Raw genomic sequence first — 22978 nt, forward strand, 5'->3', positions numbered from 1 at the left:
TCTGGATTATCCCGCGTGACCCTGCCCGTCGACATTTCCGAACGTCTCTCGCGGCTGGCCGTGCCGGGCCAGGCGATCATCGACGGCGTCCAGGTCGAGGCGGCTTCGGGCGCGACCTTTCACAACGTCTCGCCGCGCGATGGTCAGGTGCTGAACCTGGTGGCGTCGTGCCAGGCCGACGATGTCGCCCGCGCCGTTGCCTCGGCCCGCGCCGCCTTCGAGGACGGCCGCTGGCGCGACCAGGGGCCGCGCGCCAAGAAGAAGGTCCTCTTCCGCCTGGCCGAGCTGATGGAGCGCGACGCCGAGGAGCTGGCCCTGCTGGAGAGCCTGGACGTCGGCAAGCCGATCAGCGACGCCCGCAACGTCGATCTCCCGCTCGCGATCGGCACCTGCCGCTGGTACGCCGAGGCGCTGGACAAGGTCTATGGCGAGGTCGGCGCCTCGCCGGCCGATCGCCTGAGCTATGCGGTCCACGAGCCGCTGGGCGTGATCGGCGCGATCGTGCCGTGGAACTTCCCGCTGCACATGGCGATGTGGAAGGTCGCGCCGGCGCTGGCCATGGGCAACTCCGTGGTGCTGAAGCCTGCCGAGCAGTCGCCATTGACGGCGCTGAAGCTGGGTGAGCTGGCGCTGGAAGCCGGGCTTCCGGCCGGCGTTCTGAACGTCATCCCCGGCCTGGGCTCCGTCGCCGGCGAGGCGCTGGCGCTGTCCAACGACGTCGACATGATCGCCTTCACCGGCTCGGGGCCGGTCGGTCGCAAGCTGATGGAATATTCGGCCCGCTCGAACCTGAAGCGGGTCAGCCTGGAGCTGGGCGGCAAGTCACCCCAGATTGTCTTCGCCGACTGTCCCGACCTGGACGCCGCCGCCCAGGCCGCCGCCTGGGGCGTGTTCTATAACCAGGGCGAGGTCTGCACCGCCGCCTCGCGCCTGCTGGTCGAGGCCTCGATCAAGGACGCCTTCCTGGAGAAGGTCGTGGCCGTGGCCAAGGGCATGGTCGTCGGCGATCCGCTGGACGCCTCGACCCAGTTCGGCGCGATGGTCAGCGAGCGGCAGATGAACACCGCGCTCGACTACATCGCCACCGCCGACAGCCAGGGCGCGCGGCGGGTGCTGGGCGGCCAGCGCGTGCGCCAGGAGACCGGTGGCTTCTATGTCGAGCCGACCATCTTCGACCGCCTGGAGCCCGACCACACCCTGGCCCGCGAGGAGGTGTTCGGCCCGGTGCTGGGGGTGATGAGCTTCAAGTCCGAGGACGAGGCCCTGCGCTTGGCCAACGACACGGTCTACGGCCTCGCCGCCGGCCTGTGGACCTCCGACATCAACCGCGCTTTGCGTGGGGCGAAGCGGCTGAGGGCGGGGCTGGTCTGGGTCAACGGCTGGGACGCCTGCGACATCACCATGCCGTTCGGGGGCTTCAAGCAGTCGGGTTTCGGCCGCGACCGCAGCCTTCATGCGTTGCACAAGTACGCCGACCTGAAGTCGGTGTCCGTGACGCTGAGGTAGCCCGCCCATGACTAGCAAGTCCCTGAATCTCGTTGAAACCGAAGCCTTCATCGACGGCCTCTGGATCGAGGGCGACGCCACCTTCGAGGTGCTGAACCCCGCCGACGGGACGGTGATCGCCAACGTCGCTGACCTGGGCGCGGGCGAGACGCGGGTGGCAATCGAGGCCGCGCACCGGGCCTTCCCGACCTGGGCCGCCAAGACCGCCAAGGAGCGCGGGGCGATCCTGCGCAAGTGGAGCGACCTGATGCTCGCCCGCGCCGATGACCTGGCCCGGTTGATGACCGCCGAGCAGGGCAAGCCGCTGGCGGAGTCGAAGGGCGAGGTGGCCTATGGCGCGGCGTTCGTCGACTGGTTCGCCGACGAGGCCAAGCGCGCCTATGGCCACACCATTCCCTCGCCGATGCCGGGCAAGCGCCTGGCCTCGATCAAGCAGCCCGTGGGCGTCTGCGCGGCCATCGCGCCGTGGAACTTCCCGATCGCCATGATCACCCGCAAGGTCGGCCCGGCCCTGGCCGCCGGCTGCACGGTGGTAGTCAAGCCGGCCGCCGAGACGCCGTTGTGCGCCCTGGCCATCGCCCGGCTGGCGGTCGAGGCGGGGGTGCCGGCGGGCGTGCTGAACGTCGTCACCGGCAAGGACAGCGGCGCCATCGGCAAGGCGCTGTGCGACGATGCCCGGGTGCGCAAGCTGTCGTTCACCGGCTCCACGCCGGTGGGCAAGATCCTCTACCAGCAGTGCGCTGGCACGATGAAGAAGCTCAGCCTGGAGCTGGGCGGCAACGCGCCCTTCATCGTCTTCGACGACGCCGATCTGGAGGCCGCCGTCGACGGGGCCATCGCCAGCAAGTACCGCAACACCGGCCAGACCTGCGTCTGCGCCAACCGCCTGATCGTCCAGGCCGGCATCCACGACGCCTTCGTCGCGCGGCTGGCCGAGAAGGTCGCGGCCTTCAAGGTCGGACCGGGCACGGGCGAGGGCGTGACGATCGGCCCGCTGATCAACGACAAGGCCATCGCCAAGGTCGAGAGCCTGGTGCGCGAGGCGGTACAGGGTGGCGCGAAAGTCGTCGTGGGCGGCGAGCGTCACGACCTGGGCGGCCTCTTCTACCAGCCCACCGTGCTCAGCGACGCGACGCCGGACATGCGCCTGTTCCAGGAGGAGATCTTCGGCCCCGTCGCGCCGATCGTGAAGTTCAACACCGAAGAGCAGGCGATCGAGCTGGCCAACGCCACGCCTTTTGGTCTCGCGGCTTATTTCTACAGCCGCGACGTTGGCCGCTGCTGGCGCGTGGCCGAGGCCATCGAAGCCGGCATGGTCGGCATCAATGAAGGCCTGATCTCGACCGAGGTCGCGCCGTTCGGCGGCGTCAAGGAATCGGGGCTGGGCCGCGAGGGCGCGTCCGAGGGCCTCGATGAATATCTGGAGACCAAGTACCTCTGCTTCGGCGGGGTCGCATGAGCCTGGCCGTCGCCGCCCGTAACGGACTGTCAGACCTGATCGCCGCCGAGCGCGCGCGGTTCACGGCCGAGCATCCGCGTTCGGCGGCGATGGCCAAGGCCGCGGCCGGCGTCTGGCGCGGCGGCGCGCCGATGCACTGGATGAACGACTGGGCGTCACCGTCGCCGATCTTCGCCGCGCAAGGCGTCGGCGCGCAGGTCACCGATGTCGACGGCAAGCTCTATGATGACTTCTGCCTGGGCGACACGCCGTCGATGTTCGGGCACGGTGACGCCTCGGTGGCGACTGCGGTCGCCGACCAGATCAAGCGCGGGGCCGGGTTCATGCTGCCGACCGCCTCGGCGGTGATCGTCGGCAAGCTGCTGGCCGAGCGTTTTGGCCTGCCGCTGTGGCAAACGGCGACCACGGCCAGCGACGCCAACCGCGCGGCGATCCGTTGGGCGCGGGCAGTGACGGGGCGGCCGGTCGTGCTGGTGTTCGACGGCTGCTATCATGGCATGGTCGACGACGCCTTCGTAGTGCTGAAGGACGGCGAAGGTGTGATGAAGCCGGGCCTGCTGGGCCAGGTTCACGACCTGACGACCACCACCCGCGTCGTGCCGTTCAACGATCTCGCCGCGCTGGAAGCGGCCCTCGCGCCCGGCGACGTCGCCGCCGTTCTGGCCGAGCCGGTGATGACCAACTGCGGGATGATCCTGCCCGAGCCCGGCTTCCATGACGCCCTGCGCCAGCTGACCCGCGACGCCGGGACTCTGCTGGTCGTCGATGAGACCCACACCATCTCGACGAGCCCCGGTGGCTACACCAAAGCCTACGCCCTGGAGCCCGACGTCTTCGTCCTGGGCAAGGCCGTCGCCGGCGGCGTGCCGGCCGCTGTCTGGGGTGTCACCGCCGAGCTCTCCGCCCGGATGGACGAAGCCCAGGCGCGGATCGGTCCAGGCCAGTCGGGCATCGGCACCACGCTCTCGGGCAATGCGCTCGCGATGGCCGCCATGCGCGCCATGTTGTCCGAGGTGATGACCGAAGCGGCCTACGCGAAGATGCTGGCCGGCGCGGAGCGTTTGGTCGCTGGCCTGAAAGCCGTGATCACCGCGCGTCGCCTGCCGTGGTCGGTGGCCCATGTCGGCGCGCGGGTTGAACTGGTCTTCGCCAACCCTCCACCGAAGAATGCCGCTGAGATGCGGAAAGTGCTGGACCACGAGGCGGTGGAAGCGCTGCACTTGTGGCTGATCAACCGGGGCGTTCTGATCGCGCCCTTCCACAACATGATGCTGGTCTCGCCCGTCACCGACGACGCGGCGATCGACCGGCTTGTCGCGGCCGTGGACGGCTTCGCGGCGGCGATGGGGGACGCATGAGCGCTGTAGCCGACATCCAGGAATGCCGGGACTTTCTCGCGGCGAACCCGCAGGTGCGGTTCGTCGACGTGTTTTTCACCAGCATGACCGGCGTGCCGCGCGGCAAGCGGCTGCGGGTGCATGAGCTGGAGGCGATCTACGAATACGGCCGCTTCCTGCCGGGCTCGATCCTGGTGGTCGACACCCTGGGCGCCGACTGCGAGGACACGGGCCTCGTCTGGGAAGACGGCGACGCCGACCGTCGCGCGCGGCCGGTGCCCGGCACCCTGACGCTGGCCCCGTGGCTCGGCCCCGACGTCGCCCAGGTGATGCTGTCGCTGTACGAGCTGGACGGCACGCCCAACGATCTGGACCCGCGCCACGTGCTGCAGCGGGTGCTGGACCGCTACGCCGCTGATGGCCTGACGCCGGTCGCCGCCTGCGAGCTGGAATACTACCTGGTCGATCTGGAACGCGGCCCGAGCGGCGAGCTGCTGCCGGCCAAGTCGATGCAGACCGGCCTGCGCCCCAGCGGCATCCAGGTCTACGGCCTGCCCGAGCTGGAGGCCCACGCCCCGTTCCTGCGCGAGCTGTGGGACACCGCCGACGTGATCGGCGTGCCGCTGGAGGGCGCGATCTCGGAGTTCGCGCCGGGCCAGGTCGAGCTGACGCTGAAGCACAAGCCGGACGCCCTGCGGGCCTGCGACGACGCCCTGCTGTACAAGCGCATGGCCAAGGGCGTCGCCTTGCGCCACGGCTGCGAGGCGACCTTCATGGCCAAGCCCTGGGCCGACCGCGCGGGCAACGGCTTCCACGTCCATGTCAGCTTCAACGACAAGGACGGAAACAACCTGTGCGCCGCCGAGGACACCGAGGGCTCGGCGATGCTGAAGCACGCTATCGGCGGCATGAAGGTGCTGCTGGGCGAGGGCATGGCCATCCTGGCGCCGAACGCCAACAGCTATCGCCGCTTCAAGGCCAACAGCTACGCGCCGGTCGCCGCGACCTGGGGCGTCAACAACCGCACTGTCAGCCTGCGCGTCCCGGCCGGTCCGGCCCCGACGCGCCATGTCGAGCACCGCGTGGCCGGCGCCGACGGCAATCCGTACCTGGTGATGGCCGTGCTGCTGGCCAGCGCCCACCACGGCCTGACCAACAAGATCGATCCGGGCCCGGCGGTGGTCGGCGACGGCTATGCGGCGGCGGCCAAGGAGAAGTCGCGGCTGCCAGCCAACTGGTTCGCGGCGGTGGACCTGTTCGAGAAGTCCAACGTGCTGCGCGACTATCTGGGCGACCGCTTCGTGGACATGTTCGTCTCGGTGAAGCGTACCGAACAGGCGCGGTTCTTCGAGGTCGTCACCGAGCTCGATTTCGATTGGTATCTGCGTAACGCCTGACAACAACTGCAACGAAACAAGAGGGAGTTTCGGATGAGCGGATACAGGAACGGCGGGGCCTCGCGGCGCTCGCTTCTGACGGCCTTCGGGGCGGCGGCCATCGGCCTCAGCTTCACGGCCTGCGGCGAGAAACCCAAGGCCACGACGGCCGGCGGCGAAGAGCCCAAGCTGAACTTCTACAACTGGGACACCTATATCGGCGAGACCACGCTGGGCGACTACAAGAAGGCCACCGGCGTCGACGTGAACATGAGCCTGTTCGCGACCAACGACGAACTGTTCGCCAAGCTCAAGGCGGGCAATCCGGGCTTCGACGTGATCGTGCCGTCGAACGAGTTCGTCACCCGCATGGGCCAGGCCGGCATGCTCGAGCCGCTGGACCACGCCAAGATCCCGAACATCAAGAACCTGGATCCGTCCTTCCTGAACCCGGACTTCGATCCGGGCCGGAAGTACTCGATGCCCTACACCTGGCTGCTGCTGGGCATTGGCTATCGTAAGAGCAAGGTCGACGGGGTTCCCGACAGCTGGAAGTGGCTGTTCGACAGCGACAAGTACAAGGGCCGCATCGCCCTGCTGTCGGAAAGCGCCGACCTGGTGCGCCTGGCGGCCAAGTATCTGGGCCACTCGGTCAACGACATCCCCGCCGACATGATCCCCAAGATCGAGCAGATGCTGATCAAGCAGAAGCCGTTCGTGAAGGCCTTCCACGACGACAACGGCCAGGATCTGCTGGTGTCGAAGGAGGTCGACCTGGTCCTCGAATATAACGGCGACATCGCCCAGGTGATGAAGGACGACCCGGACATCGACTTCGTGGTGCCCAAGGAAGGCTCGCTGATCAACAGCGACACCCTGTGCATCCCCAAGGGGGCGCCGCGTCCGAACAACGCCCATGCCTTCATCAACTACCTGCTGGACGCCAAGGTCGGGGCCGAGATCACCAAGACGATCCTCTACCCGACCCCCAACGCGGCCGCGAAGGCGCTGATGCCGGAGGAGTACCGCAACAACAAGGTCATCTTCCCGCCGGCCGACGTCATGGCCAAGTGCGAGTACGGGGCGTTCGAAGGGGCCGAAAAGGCCAGCCTGTACGAGGAAGTCATCACGCGGGTGCGGGCGGCTTAAGCGGGAAATCCTCCCCCTAGCGGGGGGAGGCGGCCGAAGACCGGAGGGGGACGAGCGGGCGATCCGGCTTCTTCCCCCTCCGTCGCCTGCGGCGACACCTCCCCCGCTAGGGGGAGGATCTGGAGAACTCCATGGAACAATCCTGGAAACAGGCGAAAGCCGTCTTCGCCGCGGCGCTGGGACCGCCGCTGGTGTGGCTGGTGCTGTTCTTCCTCGCGCCGATGGCGATCGTCTGGGCCTACAGCTTCGGCCACAACGCCGGCCTGACCGAGATCGCCATCAGCGGCACGTTCAGCAACTACGCCCGGGCGATCGAGCCGCTATACCTGAAGATCTTCCTGAAATCGGCCTGGGTGGCGGGGCTGACCACGGGCCTGTGCCTGGTCATCGGCTTCCCGGTGGCCCTGGCCATCACCTTCGCCTCCGACAAGGCCAAGACCTGGCTGCTGCTGCTGATCATGCTGCCGTTCTGGACGAACCTCCTGATCCGCACCTACGCCCTGATCGCCGTGCTGCGCACCGAGGGCTACGTCAACCAGGGCCTGGAGTGGCTGTGGAAGGGCGGCGGGACCTTCGCGGCCCTGGTCGGCCTCCAACCCCTCGGCGACTTCCAGCCTCTCGAGCTGCTGCACAACAATTTCGCGGTGATCTTGGGGCTCGTCTACGTGCACCTGCCGTTCATGGTGCTGCCGCTGTATTCGGCCCTGGATCGCCTGGACAAGTCGCTGCTGGAAGCCAGTCTCGACTTGGGCGCGGGGCATCTGCGGACCCTGTTCAAGGTGGTCGTGCCCCTGGCCCTGCCGGGCATCGCCTCGGGCGTGCTGATCACCTTCATCCCGGCCCTGGGCGCCTATCTGACGCCCGACCTGCTGGGCGGGCCCGACAGCCAGATGATCGCCAACGTCATCGAGCGCCAGTTCAAGCGCGCCAACGACTGGCCCTTCGGCGCGGCCATGTCGTTCGTGCTGATGTACCTGACCTTCATCGCCATCGCGATCCAGGCGCTGCTGGCCAAGCGCACGCCGGAGGCCAAGGCATGAGCAAGCGCTCCGCTCCGGGCCCCCTCGAATACCTGCGCCGCTGGCAGATGCAGGCCTGGCTGGCCGCCGTGGGGATCTTCCTCTACGCGCCGCTGATCGCGCTGATGGTGTTCAGCTTCAACGACAGCAAGCGCAACATCGTCTGGAAGGGCTTCACGCTCAAATATTACGACAAGCTGTTCAACGACTCCGCGCTGCTGGAGGCGTTCGGCAACAGCTTGACGATCGCGGCGGTGTCGACCGTGGTCAGCCTGTTCCTGGGCGCGGCGGCGGCGCTGGTGCTGTGGCGCTTCCGCTTCCCCGGCAAGACGGTCCTGGACGGCGCGCTGGCCCTGCCGATCGTCGTGCCCGAGATCTGCATGGGCGTGGCCATGCTGGTGTTCTTCGCCCGGGTCATGCCCTGGCCGCAGGACCTGCCGTGGCCGCTGAACCTGGGGGCGATCATCATCGCCCACGTGTCGTTCTCGTTCCCGTTCGTGGCGGTGGTCGTGCGCGCCCGCATGGCCAGCTTCAACCGCGAGATGGAGGAGGCGGCCCGCGACCTGGGGGCCGGCGAGTTCCGCACCATCCGCGACGTGATCCTGCCGCACATGGCCCCGTCGCTGGTGGCCGGCGCGCTGCTGGCCTTCACGCTGAGCCTGGACGACTTCGTCATCACCTTCTTCACCGCCGGTCCCGACACCGTGACCTTCCCGGTGAAGGTTTATTCGATGGTCCGCTTCTCGGTGACGCCTGAGGTCAATGCGGCCTCGACGGTGCTGATCGTGCTGACCGTGCTGCTGACCGCGGCGGCGCTGAAACTGCAGGGGGACCCGGCGGCCACGGCTGGCCACGGGGCGGGGGACGCTAAATGAGCAAGCCGATCATCACCTTCGAGAACGTCACCAAACGCTTCGGCAAGGTGGCCGCCGTCGACAACGTCTCGCTGACCGTGACCGAAGGCGAGTTCTTCGCCCTGCTCGGACCGTCGGGCTGTGGCAAGACCACGTTGCTGCGCATGCTGGCCGGCTTCGAGACCCCCACCGAGGGCCGCATCCTGATCGACGGCGAGGACATCTCCAACGTGCCGCCCAACAAGCGGCCGGTGAACATGGTGTTCCAGTCCTATGCCGTGTTCCCGCACATGACCGTGGCCGACAACGTCGCCTACGGCCTGGTGGTCGACAAGGTCGGCAAGGCCGAGCGCGACCGCCGCGTCGAGGAGGCCTTGGACCTCGTGCAGCTGGGCGGCTATGGCGGCCGCAAGCCCGACCAGCTGTCGGGCGGCCAGCGCCAGCGCGTTGCGCTCGCTCGGGCGCTTGTAAAACGTCCGCGCGTGCTGCTGCTGGACGAGCCGCTGTCGGCCCTGGACGCCAAGCTGCGCGAGCAGATGCGCACCGAGCTCTGCACCCTGCAGGAGAAGGTCGGCATCACCTTCATCATGGTCACCCACGACCAGGACGAGGCTCTTGCGCTTGCGACCCGCTGCGCGGTGATGAGCAAGGGCCTGCTGCAGCAGGTGGCCTCGCCCAACGACCTCTACGAGTTCCCCAACAGCCGGTTCGTGGCCGACTTCATCGGCCAGGTGAACCTGTTCGAGGGCGTGCTGGCCGTCGACGAGCCCAGCCACGCGGTGATCCGCTCGCCCGACCTGCCGGTCGACATCTTCCTGGACCACGGCGTCACCGGCGCGCGAGGCGGCACGGTGTGGGCGGCGATCCGTCCCGAGAAGATCGAGCTGCACAAGAAGGACGGCGACGTCCCGCCCAACCTCGGCGACTGCCCGCAAGGGACCAACGCCATCGCCGGCGTCATCAAGCACGAGGCCTATCTGGGCGGCTCCTCGACCTACGAGGTCGAGATCAAGGGCGGGCGCCGGATCAAGGTCCAGCGCTCGAACCTGACCCGCTGGGACCAGGAAGACTTCAAGCTGGGCGAGACCGTCTGGCTGTGCTGGCACGCCTGCTCGCCGGCGGTGTTGTTGTCCTAGCCCCTACACCGATCATCCCCGCGAAAGCGGGACCCAAGCCGAGCTGGCGGCGAGTGCTCCAGCGAAACAACAAACACCGCTTGGGTCCCCGCTTTCGCGGGGATGAGCGGAATAAGAGTGAAAGCAGGGAAAGCGTCATGACCGTCCCGATCCGCAACCACGACATCGCCGAGCTCAAGCGCCTGGACCTGGCCCACCACCTGCCAGCCCAGGCCGATCACAAGGTCATCGCCGAGCTGGGCGGCAGCCGGATCATCACCCGCGCCGACGGCGTCTACATCCACGATGGCGAGGGTCACCAGATCCTGGACGGCATGGCCGGCCTGTGGTGCGTCAATGTCGGCTACGGCCGCAAGGAGCTGGCCGACGCGGCCTACGAGCAGATGCTGGAGCTGCCGTACTACAACACGTTCTTCAAGACCGCGACGCCGCCAACCGTGACCCTGGCGGCCAAGATCGCCGAGAAGATGGGTGGCCACCTGAGCCACGTCTTCTTCAACTCGTCGGGGTCGGAGGCCAACGACACGGTCTTCCGCCTGGTCCGTCACTACTGGAAGCTCAAGGAGCAGCCGTCGCGGACGGTCTTCATCAGCCGCTGGAACGCCTATCACGGCTCGACCGTGGCCGGCGTCTCGCTGGGCGGCATGAAGCACATGCACAAGCAGGGCGACCTGCCGATCGCGGGCGTCGAGCACGTCATGCAGCCGTACCCGTTCGGCGACGGCTTCGGCGAGGACCCGGCCGCCTTCCGCGACCGCGCGGTCAAGGAGATCGAGGACAAGATCCTGGAGGTCGGTCCCGAGAACGTCGCGGCCTTCATCGGCGAGCCGGTGCAGGGCGCGGGCGGGGTGATCATCCCTCCCGACGGATATTGGCCGGCGGTGGAAGCGCTGTGCCGCAAGTACGGCATCCTGCTGGTCTGCGACGAGGTGATCTGCGGCTTCGGGCGCCTAGGCCAGTGGTTCGGCCACCAGCACTACGGCATCAAGCCGGACCTGATCGCCATGGCCAAGGGCCTGTCCTCCGGCTACCTGCCGATCTCGGCCGTGGGCGTGGCCGACCACATCGTCGCCGAGCTGCGCGAGAAGGGCGGCGACTTCATCCACGGCTTTACCTATTCGGGCCACCCGACCTGCGCGGCCGTGGCGCTGAAGAACATCGAGATCCTCGAGCGCGAGAGCCTGATCGAGCGCACCCGCGACGACACCGGGCCGTATCTGGCCAAGGCGCTGGCCAGTCTCAACGAGCACCCGCTGGTCGGCGAGACCCGCTCGCTAGGCCTGATCGGCGCCGTCGAGATCGTCCGCGAGAAAGGGACCAACCATCGCTTCCTCGACAAGGAGGGCGAGGCCGGTCCGATCGTCCGTGACCTGTGCATCAAGAACGGCCTGATGGTCCGCGCCATTCGCGACAGCATCGTCTGCTGCCCGCCGCTGATCATCACCCACGCCGAGATCGACAAACTTGTCGCCATCATCCGTCAGTCTCTGGACGAGGCCGAGCCCGTGCTCCGCGCCTTGAAATCGGAGGCCGCGGCATGAAACCGAAGCACAACAAGGCCAAGCGCGAGACGACGCTGAACCGTGGCGTCTCGTCGCTGGAAGAGGCCCAGGCCTGGTTCTCGCGCCAGAGCATCGAGGAGATCGAGTGCGTGGTGCCCGATCTGGCCGGCGTGGCGCGCGGCAAGATCATGCCGGTGCGCAAGTTCCTGGGGACGCCCTCGATGAACCTGCCGCTGGCGGTGTTCTACCAGACCATCACCGGCGACTTCCCTGAGTTCGAGGGCGCGGTCAGCGCGGTGCAGTCGGACACCGACATCTTCCTGACCCCGGACTTCGCCACGCTCGCGGCGGTGCCGTGGGCGCAGGACCCGACGGCCCAGGTGATCCACGACGCCTTCCACCCAGACGGTCGTCCCGTCGAGGAAGCCCCGCGCCAAGTGCTGCGGCGGGTGCTGGCGCTGTATGCCGAGAAGGGCTGGGTGCCGATCGTGGCTCCGGAGATCGAGTTCTACCTCGTCGACAAGAACACCGACCCGGACTACCCGCTCAAGCCGCCGATCGGCCGTTCGGGACGTCCGGAGACGGGCCGGCAGGGCTATTCGATCAGCGCCGTGAACGAGTTCGATGCGCTGTTCGAGGACATGTACGAATACTCCGAGCGCCAGGGCCTGGAGATCGACACCCTGATCCACGAAAGCGGCGTGGCGCAGATGGAGATCAACCTGCGGCACGGCAATCCGCTGGAGCTGGCCGACCAGGTGTTCATGTTCAAGCGCACCATCCGCGAGGTGGCGCTGGAGCACGAAATCTACGCCACCTTCATGGCCAAGCCGATGGCCAGCGAGCCCGGCAGCGCCATGCACATCCACCAGTCGATCGTCGACAAGGATGGCAAGAACCTGTTCTCGGACAAGAAGGGCGAGGAGACGGCGCTGTTCCACGGCTTCATCGGCGGGCAGCAGACCTATCTGCCGGCGATCATGGCCATACTGGCGCCGTACGTGAACTCGTATCGCCGGATCGCCAAGGACTCGGGCGCGCCGGTCAACACGCAATGGGGCTACGACAACCGCACCTGCGGGCTGCGGGTGCCGCCGTCCGACCCGGCCAACCGACGGCTGGAAAACCGCATTCCCTCGTCTGACGCCAATCCGTACCTGGCCATCGCCGCGTCGCTGGCGGCCGGCTATCTGGGCATGACCCAGGGCCTGACGCCCAGCGATCCGGTCGAGACCGACGCCAGCGTCGCCGGCGTGCAACTGCCGCGCAGCCTGACGGAATCGTTGAAGCTGTTCGAACAGTGCGAACCGCTGGTCGAGATCCTGGGGCCGATCTTCTGCCAGGCCTATGACCGCGTGAAACAGGCCGAATACGAGACCTTCATGCGCACGATCAGCCCGTGGGAGCGGGAGTTCCTGCTGCTGAATGTCTGAGATTTACGGCGCGGGGAACTGGTACGCGGCCACGGCCCACGACCACCCCGACCTGGCGCCGCTGGACGGCGATGTCAGCGCCGACGTCTGTGTCGTCGGGGCGGGCTTCACCGGGCTCGGCGCGGCGATGGCTTTGGCCTCCCGCGCCAAGGTCGTGGTGCTGGAAGCCGGCCACGTCGGCTACGCGGCCACAGGGCGCAACGGCGGGCAGGTTCATACCGGCCAGCGGCGTGACCAGGCTTGGCTGGAGAAGACCGTCGGCCGTGACGACGCCCTGGCGCTGTGGCGGCTGGCCGAGGACGCGCGAAGCCACTTCAAGACCCTGACCGACACCATCCCCTGCGACTGGCGGCCGGGGATGGTCCACGCCCGGCACAAGCCGAACGGCGAGGCCGAGGACGCGGCCTACATCGCACTGATGGCCGACCGCTACGGCTACGACCAGCTGGCGCTGATCAGCGAAGCCGACCTCGCCGACGAGCTGGGCACGGATGTCTATCACGGTGGCCTGGTCGATCGCGGCGGCGGGCATGTGCATCCCCTGAACCTGGCGCTGGGCATGGCGCGTCGAGCGATCGCGGCGGGGGCGACGGTCCACGAGAACACTCGCGCCGAGAGCTGGCGACGCGAGGGCGGCAAGATTGTCGTCGAGACCGCGACCGGCCGGGTGACCTGCGACCAGCTGATCCTCAGCGGCGACGGCTTGCTGAACGCCATGGCCGGCAAGGCCCGCGCGCGGGTCATGCCGATCAACAACTTCATCGCCGTCACCGCGCCGCTGGAAGACGTGGCCGAGACGATCATCCGCTCGAACGCGGCGGTGTCGGACAGCCGCTTCGTCGTGAACTACTTCCGCAAGACCGCCGACGGCCGGCTGCTGTTCGGCGGCGGCGAGAACTACCGACCGGGCTTCCCGAGCGATATCGCCGGCATGGTCCGGAAGAACCTCGCCAAGGTCTATCCGCGGCTGAAGGACATCCCGATCACCCACGCCTGGGGCGGGACCCTTGGCATCACCATGAGCCGCATGCCGTTCGTCGGCGAGGTTGCGCCGGGCGTGCGCGTGGCCTCGGGTTATTCGGGACAGGGGGTGATGCTGGCGCCCTATGTCGGCAAGCTTCTGGCCGAGGCGGCGCTAGGCGAGACCGCCGGCGTCGAGCTGATCTCCCGCCTGCCGACCCCGCCGTTCCCAGGCGGCCGGCTGCTGCGCTGGCCGCTGACGGTGGCGGGCCTCAGCTGGTACGCGCTGCGGGACCGGCTCTAGGCCAGCGCCTTCGCCGTCAGCAGCGCCATGTGCTGGCGCAACTGCGCGATGCTGCGGTCGAAGAAGCCGATGTCGCGGTGGGTGCGGGCCTGCATCACCGCGCCTTCCATCGTCGTCAGGATGAACTCCGACAGGCCACGCAAATCCGTGCCGGGGCGCAGGTCGACGTCCTTCAGGCAGCCTTCGATGGCGGTGGTCCAGTTGATGAAGTTCTGAGCCAGCAGCTCGCGCACGGGCGGGTCGGGCTCGTGGATCTCCAGGGCCAGCGAGCCGATCGGGCAGCCGTACAGACACTCGGTCTCCAGCAGCATGCCGCGATAGGCCGCCAGCAGGGCGAAGATGCGCTCGACGGGGTCCTCGACCCCGCGCCAGGCGGGGTCCAGCAGCATCTCCTGGATGCCGTCGCGGTACATCTCCAGCACCCCGACCAGCACGTCCTGCTTGCCCGGGAAGAAGTGGTAGAGGCTGCCGCTGTTGGCCTGGGATCGTGAGAGGATGTCCGACACCGAGGTCGAGCCGTAGCCCTTGGCGGCGAACAGCTCCATCGCCGTCAGCAGGATGCGTCTGCGGGTGTCGAGCGGGTTCGAAGGGGCCATGGCGGCAGTTTGCATCACGCTTGAATGGTCGATCAAGTCGTGCTTCACTTGAATGGTCATTCAAGCGACCCTGGGGAGGGGCAAGCATGATCCGATCGACAATGATCGCGGCCGCCGCGTTGCTGGCGCTCGTGGGAACCGCCAGCGCCCAGACGCGCAGCTGGAAGGATTTCCCGGGCGTCTCGAACACCTCTTATGTCGACGCCGCCGGCCAGAAGGCGCTGCAGCTGTCGATGGACATCCCCGCCCCGCCGAAAGCGGTGTTCGAGGCCTTCGCCACGACGGACGGCTTCAAGAGCTGGGCGGTGCCGATGGCCCAGGTCGACCTGCGCACCGGCGGCATGATCGAGGCCAGCTACGACCCCAAGGCCAAGCCGGGCGATGCGGGCAACATCAAGAACCAGATCGTCACCTTTATCCCCGACCAGCTGCTGGTGATCCGCAACGTCCAGGCCCCGGAGAACTTCGCCGGCAAGGGTGAGTTCCAGAAGACCGTGACGGTGATCGAGTTCACCCCGATCGCCGACGGTACGCGGGTGCGGCTGACCAACACCGGCTACGGCGACAACGCCGAGGCCAAGACCGTCTACGGCCACTTCGAGTGGGGCAATGCCTACACCCTGGCGGAGCTGAAGAAGAAGTTCGCCAAGTAGCGTCACCCGATTGACACCTTCGCCGGGGAGCCGCTCTCCTCGGCGCATGGAGTCCACGACCGCCCAGCCCGCCATGAGCCTCGCCGCAGCGCTCGATCATGCCGAACGACTGCTGGAGGTCGATCCGCGAATGGCGGTCGAGCAGGCGCGGGCGATCCTGGAGGTCGTGCCGCGCCATGCCGACACGACCCGTTTGCTGGCCGCCGGACTGCGGCTGTCGGGCGATCCGCAAGCCGCGCTGGACAACGTCGCGCCGTTGGCCGCCGCTCTGCCCAACATGCCGCTGGCCCAGCTGGAGCTGGGCCTCAGCCTCGAACAGCTAGGCCGCACCGCCGAGGCCGTCCGCGCCTTCGATCGGGCCAGCGCCCTGGAGCCGCGCCTGTCGGAAGCCTGGCGCGGCCTCTCCGAGAGCCTGGAGCTGCTGGGCGACACGGCCGGCGCCGAGCGCGCCCTGGCCCGCCAGTTGCGTGCTTCCACCCGCGACCCGGTCCTGGTCGAGGCGGCCACCGCGCTGTCCGACAACCGGCTGGGCGAAGCCGAGGGGCTGCTGCGTGAGCGGCTGAAGGCCGATCCCGGCGATGTCGCCGCCATCCGCATGCTGGCCGAGACCGGCGCCCGCTTGGGCCGCTACGCCGACGCCGAGAACCTGCTGACGCGCTGTGTGGAGCTGGCGCCGAACTTCGCCGCCGCTCGGCACAACCTGGCGACCATGCTCTATCGCCAGAACAAGAACGCCGACGCCCTGGCGCAAATCGAGACCCTGACCGCCAAGGACGCTCGCCATCCCGGCTACGCCAACCTGCACGCCGCCATCCTGGCGCGCCTGGGCGAGTACGACCGCGCCATCGCCGTCTACGACCGGGTGCTGGCCGACTATCCCAACCAACCCAAGGGCTGGATGAGCTATGGCCATGCGCTGAAGACCGTGGGCCGTCAGGCCGACTGCGTCGCGGCCTATCGCCGGGCGCTGGAGCAGGCGCCGACCCTGGGCGAGGCCTGGTGGAGCCTGGCCAACCTCAAGACCGTCAAGTTCAGCGAAGCGGATCTCGCGGCCATGACCGCCGCCCTGGAAACGCCGGACCTCTCGGACGAAGACCGCCTGCACCTGCGCTACGCCTTGGGCAAGGCGCACGAGGATGCGGAACTGTGGGACGACGCGTTCGAGCACTACGCCGCCGGCGCCGCGATCCGGCGCAAGCAGCTGGACTACGACCCGGAGGAGAATGCTTCCGACACCGCCCGCACCAAGGCGGTGTTCACGCCGGCGTTCCTCGCCGCGCGGGCGGGGCAGGGGTCGCAGGCTCCCGATCCGATCTTCGTCGTCGGCCTGCCGCGCTCGGGCTCGACCCTGGTGGAGCAGATCCTGGCCAGCCACTCGATGGTCGAGGGCACCATGGAGCTGCCCGACCTGATCGTCATGGCCCGTCGCCTGGGCGGCAAGACCGCCACCCGCGCCGAGTCGACCTATCCGGAAAGCCTGGCCGACCTTTCCGCCGACGACCTCAAGGCCCTGGGCGAGGAGTTCCTGGAGCGCACCCGTATCCAGCGGAAGACGGACAGGCCGTTCTTCATCGACAAGATGCCCAACAACTTCGCGCACGCCGGGCTGATCCACCTGATCCTGCCCAACGCCAAGATCATCGACGCCCGCCGCCATCCGCTGGGCTGCTGCTTCTCGGGCTTCAAGCAGCACTTCGCGCGGGGGCAGGCGTTCAGCTACGACCTGACCGACATCGGCCGTTACTACGCCGACTACGTCGAGCTGATGACGCATTTCGATGCGGTTCTGCCTGGCCGTGTGCACCGGGTGATCTACGAGCACATGATCGCCGATCCGGAAGCCGAAATCCGTGCGCTGCTGGCCCACTGCGGGCTACCGTTCGAAGAGGCCTGCCTGTCGCCGCACGAGAACGACCGCGCCGTCCGCACTGCCAGTTCAGAGCAGGTGCGGCGCCCGATCTTCAAGGACGCCGTCGAGCACTGGCAGAAATTCGAATCGCATCTGGACCCGCTCAAGCAGGCATTGGGCCCGGTGTTGGACGCTTATCCCAACTCGCCCGTTATTTGACCAGCTGCTCAAAACCTTGCCATTTCTGCAACACTCACAGGAATTGGCGACAGACCGAAATTTCCAACCTTGCCGAGGCCCTGAGGCAGGTCGAACCTCGTTCGATCAGCCGCCAAGGGGAGCGACTTAATGTCGTCGGGATCGGTTCGTCTAAAAAAGACAGGGGGCCTCGCCGCCGCCCTGCTCGCGTCTTCCATGCTCAGCGGCGTTGCTCACGCCCAGTCTAGTCAAACCACGACGGCTCTCGAGGAGGTCGTCGTCACCGCGCAGAAGCGGTCAGAAAATCTGCAGGACGTTCCGGTCAGCATCCAGGCGCTCGGGGGAGAGAAGCTTGAGCAGCTGCAGGTCGCCAGCTTCGTCGACTATGTGAAGTACCTGCCCAGCGTCTCGTTCACGACCAGCGGTCCCGGCTTTGGCCAGGTCTATATGCGCGGCGTGGCCAGCGGCGGGGACGGCAACCACTCGGGCTCGCTGCCCAGCGTCGGCGTCTATCTGGACGAACAGCCGGTCACCACCATCCAGGGCGCCCTGGACATCCACGTCTATGACGTCGCCCGGGTCGAGGCCCTGGCCGGCCCGCAGGGCACGCTGTACGGCGCCAGTTCGCAGGCGGGCACGCTGCGGATCATCACCAACAAACCCTCGACCGCCGGCTTCGCGGCCGGCGTCGATATCGAGGGCAACAAGGTCGATCACGGCGGGACCGGCCACACGATCGAGGGCTTCGTCAACATTCCGCTGTCGGACAAGATCGCCGTGCGCGCGGTCGGCTGGGACGTCCGCGACGCCGGCTATATCGACAACGTGGCGGGCACGCGCACCTACGATCGGGGCGACACCGACCCGACCAACGACTACACGATCAACAACAACGCCCGGGTGCGGAAGGACTACAACCGCGTCTACACCCAAGGCGGCCGCGCGGCCCTGCGGGTCGAGCTGGACGACAACTGGGTGATCACCCCCAGCGTCATGGGCCAGGTGCAGAAGGTCGGCGGCCTGTTCGCCTATGACCCGCAGGTCGGCGACCTGAAGGTCACCCACTTCTATCCGGAAAGCAGCAAGGACAAGTGGGTCCAGGCGGCCCTGACCATCGAGGGCCAGGTGGCCAACCTGGACGTCACCTATTCGGGCTCGTACCTGAAGCGCAACGACGAGACCAACCAGGACTACACCGACTACTCGTACTTCTACGACCAGGTCGGCTACGGCTTCTACTGGACCGACAACGCCGGCAACCTGGTGAACCCGTCGCAGTACATCCAGGGCCGCGACCGCTATCGCAAGGAAAGCCACGAGATCCGCATCGCTTCGCCGCAGGACCAGAAGCTGCGGTTCGTGGTCGGAGGCTTCTACCAGAAGCAGAAGCACGGCATCTTCCAGAACTACAAGATCGATGGCCTGGGCAGCGACCTGTCGGTGCCGGGCTATGTGGGCACCATCTGGCTGACCGCCCAACAGCGGATCGACCGCGACAAGGCGGTGTTCGGCCAGGCCGAGTACGACATCACCGACAAGCTGATGCTGACCGCCGGCATCCGCTTCTTCAAGGCGCACAACACCCTGGTCGGCTTCTACGGCTACGGCACGGGCTACGGCTCGACCGGCGAGCGGGCCTGTTTCAAGGCGGCGGTGGTGGCGGGCTCGCCCTGCACCAACCTGGACAAGGGCACCAAGGAAAGCGGCAACTCGCCGAAGGTGACGCTGACCTACAAGATCGACGGCGACAAGCTGGTCTACGCCACCTACTCGAAGGGCTTCCGGCCGGGCGGCATCAACCGGCGCAGCACCCTGCCGCCGTACCAGGCCGACTACCTGAAGAACTACGAGGCGGGCTGGAAGACCTCGTGGGGCGGGGCGTTCCGCTGGAACGGCGCGATCTTCATGGAGGACTGGAGCGGCTTCCAGTTCTCGATCCTGGGGGCCAACGGCCTGACCGAGATCAAGAACGCCAACCAGGCGCGCATCAAGGGCATCGAGAGCGACATCACCTGGGCGCCGGTCGACGGGTTCACGCTCAACGCCTCGGCCGCCTATACCGACGCCAAGCTGACCGCCAACTACTGCGGCGCGACGGACAGCGCGGGCACGCCGATCACGACCTGCCCGGTCGGCTCGACGGCGTTCCCTGACGGCCCACAAGCGCCGGACGGCACGCGCCTGCCGATCACGCCCAAGTTCAAGGCCAACATCACGGCCCGCTACCAATACCAAGTCGCCGACTATGACGGCTTCTGGCAGGTGGCGGTCATGGGCCAGACCTCGAACTGGACCGATCTGCGCCTCAAAGAGCGCGAGATCATCGGCAAGCAGGGCCGTTACTCGGTGGTCGACTTCTCGACCGGCCTGTCCAAGGACAGCTGGTCGATGCAGCTCTACCTCAAGAACGTCTTCGACAAGCGGGCCAGCCTGAACCGCTACGCCGAATGCGCCGAGAGCGTCTGTGGAACCCAGGCCTATATCGTCCCGAACCAGCCCCGCACCGTCGGGATCAAGGTGGGGAAAGAGTTCTAGTTCGTGGTGGGGAGTGAGAGGGGGCGGTCCGCAAAGGGCCGCCCCTTTTTCGTCACCCGCCCCAGTCTGTCGCGTTAGGGGGAAACATGGCGTCGTCGAGCGCCCGCCCGTTGGGCCTGTGGATGTGCACGGCCCTGGTCGTGGGCAACATGATCGGCTCGGGCGTCTTCATGCTGCCGGCCTCGCTGGCGCCGTACGGCTGGAACGCCGTGATCGCCTGGATGCTGACGATCGGCGGGGCGCTGTGCCTGGCCTTCGTCTTCGCCAAGCTGGCCGAGGCCTTTCCGCGCGCCGGCGGGCCGCTGGCCTATACCCAGGAAGCGTTCGGGCCGACGGCCGGCTTCATGGTCGCCTGGGCCTATTGGATCTCGATGTGGGTTGGCAACGCGGCGATCGCGGTCGGCTGCGTCAGTTATCTGTCTGTGTTCGCGCCAGCCATCGCCACGGCGCCGGGCCTGCACGCCCTGGTCACGGTCGCCCTGGTCTGGGGCCTGACGGCGGTGAACTGCTGGGGCTCCAAGTCGGCCGGGCGGCTGCAGGTGGTCGCCACCATCCTGAAGCTGTTGCCGCTGGTCGCCGTGGCGGGCCTCGCCATCGTCGTCTTCGCCAAGAAGGGCGGAGCCGCGGTGACGCCGTTCGAGCCCACGCATCTGTCGGCCGGGGCGATCACCGCCGCCGCTACGCTCACGCTCTGGGCCCTGCTGGGCCTGGAGTCGGCCACCGTGCCCGCCGACAAGGTGCAGGACCCGACCCGCACCATTCCCCGCGCGACCCTGTACGGCACCGCCTTCACCGGCCTGATCTATCTGGTCGTCTGCTCGGCGGTGGTGCTGCTGTCGCCGGCCGATCTGCTGAAGGGCTCCAACGCCCCGTTCGCGGACTTCGTCGGCTATCACGGCGGCGGCGACCTGCGGCTGGTGTTGGCCGCCTTCGCCGCGATCAGCGCCTTCGGGGCCCTGAACGGCTGGGTGCTGCTGCAGGGCGAGATGCCCTACGCCATGGCCCGTGACGGGGTGTTTCCGGCCTTTCTCGCCAAGGCCGGCAAGCGCGGCGCGCCGGTGCGGGCCCACGTGCTGTCCAGCGCCTTGCTGACCGCCTTGGTGCTGATGAACTACGCCAAGTCGATGGCTGACCTCTTTACCTTCATCGCCCTGCTGGCCACCTCGGCCAGCCTGTTCACCTATCTGTTCAGCGCGTGCGCGGCCCTGCGTCTGCAGCAGCAGAAGCGGATGACGGCCACGATGCCGCTGACCGTGCTGTCGATCCTGGCGGCGGTCTATTCGATCTGGACCCTCTACGGCGCGGGCGCCTCGGCCACCCTGTGGGGCGTCGTGCTGCTGCTGGCCGGCCTGCCCGTCCGCTTCCTGACCGCCCGTGCGGCGCGTCCTGTTCCGGAGATTTCCGCATGATCGTCGCGCTGCTGCTGGCCTCCGCACTTTCGAACGGGCAGGTCAGTTACGTCCACGCCGGCAAGCTGGTCGATCCCCAGGCCGGCAAGGTGCTGACCGACCAGCTGATCCGCATCGAGGGCGAGAAGATCACTTCGGTCACGCCTTGGAAGGCCGCGGCGCCAAATGGACCGGGGGACGGTCCCGTCACCGACTGGTCCAAGCTGACCGTCCTGCCCGGCCTGATCGACATGCACACCCACCTGGTCGACCAGGAGCAGACCGAGAACATCGCCGAGCCGCTGCTGACCACGGCCGCCTATCAGTCGTTCATCGCCGCCGACCACGCGCGCAAGACCCTGATGGCCGGCTTCACCAGCGTGCGCGACGTCGGCACCTGGCGGGCGTTCGGCGACGTGGCCCTGCGCGACGCGATCAACAACGGCCTGGTGCCCGGTCCGCGCATGTCGGTGGCTGGGGCCTACATCACCGTGCCCGGCGGGGGCGGGGAGGTCACCGGCATCGCCGCTGACGTCGGCATCCCGGCCGAGATGCGGGTGGGCGTGGTCGAGGACGCCGCCGACGCCCATCGCAAGGCCGCCAACATCCTGGCTCACAAGGCCGACTTCCTGAAGCTGATCGCCACCGGCGCGGTGCTGACTGTCGGCACCGAGCCTGGCCAGCTGGAGCTTTCCGAAGACGAGATCCGCGCCGCCGTCGAGGAGGCCGCCAAGCGCGGGACCTACGCCACCGCCCACGCCCACGGGGCCAACGGCATGAAGGTCGCCATGAAGGCCGGGGTGCGCTCGATCGAGCACGGCTCGCTGATGGACGACGAGGCCATCGCCATGATGAAGGCCAAGGGCGTGTTCCTGGTCGCCGACATCTATGACGGCGACTGGATCGACGAATACGGCAAGGCCCACGGCTGGCCCGCCGAAACGCTGCGCAAGAACTACGAGACCACGCAGGCCCAGCGCGACGGCTTCCGCAAGGCGGTGAAGGTCGGGGTGAAGATCGCCTACGGCACCGACGCCGGCGTCTATCCGCACGGGCTGAACGGCCGCCAGCTGCCCTACATGGTCAAGTACGGCATGACGCCGATGCAGGCGATCCAGTCGGCGACCACCGTGGCGGCCGAGCTGATGAACAAGACCGGCCAGGTCGGCTGCGACGCGGCCGGCTGCTACGCCGACCTGATCGCGGTGGCCGGCGATCCGCTGGCGGACGTCTCGATCCTGACCCGCGTGCCCAAGGTCATGAAGGGCGGCGCTATGGTTAAGGATGAACCGTGACCGGCGGTGAATAACTGCACAGCCTGACTTGGCCCGGACCATGCATTGTGCATCGCAGCGCAATTTTGTTGTGCGATAGCGAAACAACTGTCATGTCTGCGTGGTTAGCGTCACGTTGAGTACGTCCAAGGAGGTCTTCATGACCGAGAATCACTACTACGTCCGCCCGGTCGCCGGTGTGTGGCATGTGACCTGGAATGACTCGGCCGAACTGATTGGTTCGTATTCGTCGCAACACGAGGCCGAGGCCCTGGCCCAGCTGCTGGCCCGCCACATGCGCGCCCAAAGCCGCAAGGCCGAGGTCCACGTGTCGGAAGCCGAAGTGCGTACGCCCTCTTGGGGCCGTAATCGCGCTGCACATCAGGTTGCAGCGGCCTAAGTTTGCGTTTGAGTTTTGGGGCGCGCTGCGTACCGCGCTCCGCCCAATAG

General features: G+C 67.5%; 18 protein-coding genes. 17 read left to right on the plus strand and 1 reads right to left on the minus strand.

All coding sequences use genetic code 11. From position 1 onward, the window contains the following. Nucleotides 1-15 precede the first annotated feature (15 nt). From AC1RR5_RS07675 to AC1RR5_RS07725, 11 genes are all read left to right on the plus strand, one after another. Nucleotides 16-1506 (plus strand): aldehyde dehydrogenase, encoded by a 1491-nt coding sequence (locus AC1RR5_RS07675; RefSeq protein ID WP_492920657.1) that lies wholly within the window; start codon nt 16-18, stop codon nt 1504-1506. A 7-nt stretch (nt 1507-1513) separates the two neighbouring features. Next, entirely contained in the window at nt 1514-2965 is a 1452-nt protein-coding gene (locus tag AC1RR5_RS07680; RefSeq protein WP_492920659.1) for an NAD-dependent succinate-semialdehyde dehydrogenase, read from the plus strand. Further along, nucleotides 2962-4323: an aspartate aminotransferase family protein gene (locus AC1RR5_RS07685; protein ID WP_492920661.1), complete on the plus strand. Its 1362-nt coding sequence runs from the start codon at nt 2962-2964 to the stop codon at nt 4321-4323. Before AC1RR5_RS07680 ends, AC1RR5_RS07685 begins: the two co-directional genes overlap by 4 nt. Then, a complete protein-coding gene (locus AC1RR5_RS07690) occupies nt 4320-5699 on the plus strand; it encodes a glutamine synthetase family protein (protein WP_492920663.1) in 1380 nt (459 codons plus the stop codon). The genes AC1RR5_RS07685 and AC1RR5_RS07690 overlap by 4 nt, the downstream gene beginning before the upstream one ends. A gap of 33 nt (nt 5700-5732) precedes the next feature. Further along, nucleotides 5733-6827: an ABC transporter substrate-binding protein gene (locus AC1RR5_RS07695; RefSeq protein ID WP_492920665.1), complete on the plus strand. Its 1095-nt coding sequence runs from the start codon at nt 5733-5735 to the stop codon at nt 6825-6827. A 119-nt stretch (nt 6828-6946) separates the two neighbouring features. Further along, nucleotides 6947-7867 carry an ABC transporter permease gene (locus tag AC1RR5_RS07700; protein ID WP_492921316.1) on the plus strand — a complete coding sequence of 307 codons (921 nt, stop codon included), beginning with the start codon at nt 6947-6949 and terminating at the stop codon, nt 7865-7867. Continuing rightward, the gene (locus tag AC1RR5_RS07705; protein ID WP_492920666.1) at nt 7864-8721 is read left to right on the plus strand and encodes an ABC transporter permease; all 858 of its coding nucleotides are present in this window, start codon (nt 7864-7866) and stop codon (nt 8719-8721) included. The genes AC1RR5_RS07700 and AC1RR5_RS07705 overlap by 4 nt, the downstream gene beginning before the upstream one ends. After that, a complete protein-coding gene (locus AC1RR5_RS07710) occupies nt 8718-9836 on the plus strand; it encodes an ABC transporter ATP-binding protein (protein ID WP_492920668.1) in 1119 nt (372 codons plus the stop codon). The genes AC1RR5_RS07705 and AC1RR5_RS07710 overlap by 4 nt, the downstream gene beginning before the upstream one ends. A gap of 137 nt (nt 9837-9973) precedes the next feature. Then, nucleotides 9974-11377 (plus strand): aspartate aminotransferase family protein, encoded by a 1404-nt coding sequence (locus AC1RR5_RS07715; RefSeq protein ID WP_492920670.1) that lies wholly within the window; start codon nt 9974-9976, stop codon nt 11375-11377. Continuing rightward, nucleotides 11374-12771, plus strand: a complete 1398-nt coding sequence (locus AC1RR5_RS07720; protein WP_492920671.1) for a glutamine synthetase family protein — start codon at nt 11374-11376, stop codon at nt 12769-12771. The genes AC1RR5_RS07715 and AC1RR5_RS07720 overlap by 4 nt, the downstream gene beginning before the upstream one ends. Continuing rightward, a complete protein-coding gene (locus tag AC1RR5_RS07725; RefSeq protein WP_492920672.1) occupies nt 12764-14035 on the plus strand; it encodes an NAD(P)/FAD-dependent oxidoreductase in 1272 nt (423 codons plus the stop codon). Before AC1RR5_RS07720 ends, AC1RR5_RS07725 begins: the two co-directional genes overlap by 8 nt. Here AC1RR5_RS07725 and AC1RR5_RS07730 read toward each other — a convergent pair. Next, a complete protein-coding gene (locus tag AC1RR5_RS07730) occupies nt 14032-14631 on the minus strand; it encodes a TetR/AcrR family transcriptional regulator (protein WP_492920673.1) in 600 nt (199 codons plus the stop codon). The genes AC1RR5_RS07725 and AC1RR5_RS07730 overlap by 4 nt on opposite strands. Nucleotides 14632-14717: 86 nt before the next feature. Here AC1RR5_RS07730 and AC1RR5_RS07735 point away from each other — a divergent pair, with 86 nt between their 5' ends. The 6 genes from AC1RR5_RS07735 (at nt 14718) to AC1RR5_RS07760 (ending at nt 22928) form a co-directional block, all read left to right on the plus strand. Then, nucleotides 14718-15284 (plus strand): SRPBCC family protein, encoded by a 567-nt coding sequence (locus AC1RR5_RS07735; protein WP_492920674.1) that lies wholly within the window; start codon nt 14718-14720, stop codon nt 15282-15284. A 46-nt stretch (nt 15285-15330) separates the two neighbouring features. Further along, a complete protein-coding gene (locus tag AC1RR5_RS07740) occupies nt 15331-17352 on the plus strand; it encodes a tetratricopeptide repeat-containing sulfotransferase family protein (protein WP_492920675.1) in 2022 nt (673 codons plus the stop codon). 129 nt (nt 17353-17481) lie between these two features. Further along, on the plus strand, nt 17482-19866 hold the full coding sequence (locus AC1RR5_RS07745) for a TonB-dependent receptor (protein WP_492920676.1): 2385 nt from the start codon (nt 17482-17484) through the stop codon (nt 19864-19866). Nucleotides 19867-19952: 86 nt separating this feature from the next. Further along, entirely contained in the window at nt 19953-21275 is a 1323-nt protein-coding gene (locus AC1RR5_RS07750; RefSeq protein WP_492920677.1) for an amino acid permease, read from the plus strand. Further along, entirely contained in the window at nt 21272-22549 is a 1278-nt protein-coding gene (locus tag AC1RR5_RS07755) for a metal-dependent hydrolase family protein (RefSeq protein WP_492920678.1), read from the plus strand. Before AC1RR5_RS07750 ends, AC1RR5_RS07755 begins: the two co-directional genes overlap by 4 nt. A gap of 139 nt (nt 22550-22688) precedes the next feature. Continuing rightward, nucleotides 22689-22928 carry a hypothetical protein gene (locus AC1RR5_RS07760; RefSeq protein WP_492920679.1) on the plus strand — a complete coding sequence of 80 codons (240 nt, stop codon included), beginning with the start codon at nt 22689-22691 and terminating at the stop codon, nt 22926-22928. The last annotated feature ends 50 nt before the right edge of the window (nt 22929-22978 follow it).

The organism is Caulobacter sp. GW821-FHT11E11 (assembly GCF_058808315.1).

What these genes read in the sequence shown, in the direction of transcription:
- AC1RR5_RS07730 (WP_492920673.1), bottom strand. Translation starts at nt 14,631, where the DNA reads ATGGCCCCTTCGAACCCGCTCGACACCCGCAGACGCATCCTGCTGACG.
- AC1RR5_RS07740 (WP_492920675.1), top strand. Translation starts at nt 15,331, where the DNA reads ATGGAGTCCACGACCGCCCAGCCCGCCATGAGCCTCGCCGCAGCGCTC.
- AC1RR5_RS07735 (WP_492920674.1), top strand. Translation starts at nt 14,718, where the DNA reads ATGATCCGATCGACAATGATCGCGGCCGCCGCGTTGCTGGCGCTCGTG.
- AC1RR5_RS07695 (WP_492920665.1), top strand. Translation starts at nt 5,733, where the DNA reads ATGAGCGGATACAGGAACGGCGGGGCCTCGCGGCGCTCGCTTCTGACG.
- AC1RR5_RS07760 (WP_492920679.1), top strand. Translation starts at nt 22,689, where the DNA reads ATGACCGAGAATCACTACTACGTCCGCCCGGTCGCCGGTGTGTGGCAT.
- AC1RR5_RS07710 (WP_492920668.1), top strand. Translation starts at nt 8,718, where the DNA reads ATGAGCAAGCCGATCATCACCTTCGAGAACGTCACCAAACGCTTCGGC.
- AC1RR5_RS07755 (WP_492920678.1), top strand. Translation starts at nt 21,272, where the DNA reads ATGATCGTCGCGCTGCTGCTGGCCTCCGCACTTTCGAACGGGCAGGTC.
- AC1RR5_RS07725 (WP_492920672.1), top strand. Translation starts at nt 12,764, where the DNA reads ATGTCTGAGATTTACGGCGCGGGGAACTGGTACGCGGCCACGGCCCAC.
- AC1RR5_RS07750 (WP_492920677.1), top strand. Translation starts at nt 19,953, where the DNA reads ATGGCGTCGTCGAGCGCCCGCCCGTTGGGCCTGTGGATGTGCACGGCC.
- AC1RR5_RS07685 (WP_492920661.1), top strand. Translation starts at nt 2,962, where the DNA reads ATGAGCCTGGCCGTCGCCGCCCGTAACGGACTGTCAGACCTGATCGCC.
- AC1RR5_RS07690 (WP_492920663.1), top strand. Translation starts at nt 4,320, where the DNA reads ATGAGCGCTGTAGCCGACATCCAGGAATGCCGGGACTTTCTCGCGGCG.
- AC1RR5_RS07715 (WP_492920670.1), top strand. Translation starts at nt 9,974, where the DNA reads ATGACCGTCCCGATCCGCAACCACGACATCGCCGAGCTCAAGCGCCTG.
- AC1RR5_RS07720 (WP_492920671.1), top strand. Translation starts at nt 11,374, where the DNA reads ATGAAACCGAAGCACAACAAGGCCAAGCGCGAGACGACGCTGAACCGT.
- AC1RR5_RS07680 (WP_492920659.1), top strand. Translation starts at nt 1,514, where the DNA reads ATGACTAGCAAGTCCCTGAATCTCGTTGAAACCGAAGCCTTCATCGAC.
- AC1RR5_RS07705 (WP_492920666.1), top strand. Translation starts at nt 7,864, where the DNA reads ATGAGCAAGCGCTCCGCTCCGGGCCCCCTCGAATACCTGCGCCGCTGG.
- AC1RR5_RS07745 (WP_492920676.1), top strand. Translation starts at nt 17,482, where the DNA reads ATGTCGTCGGGATCGGTTCGTCTAAAAAAGACAGGGGGCCTCGCCGCC.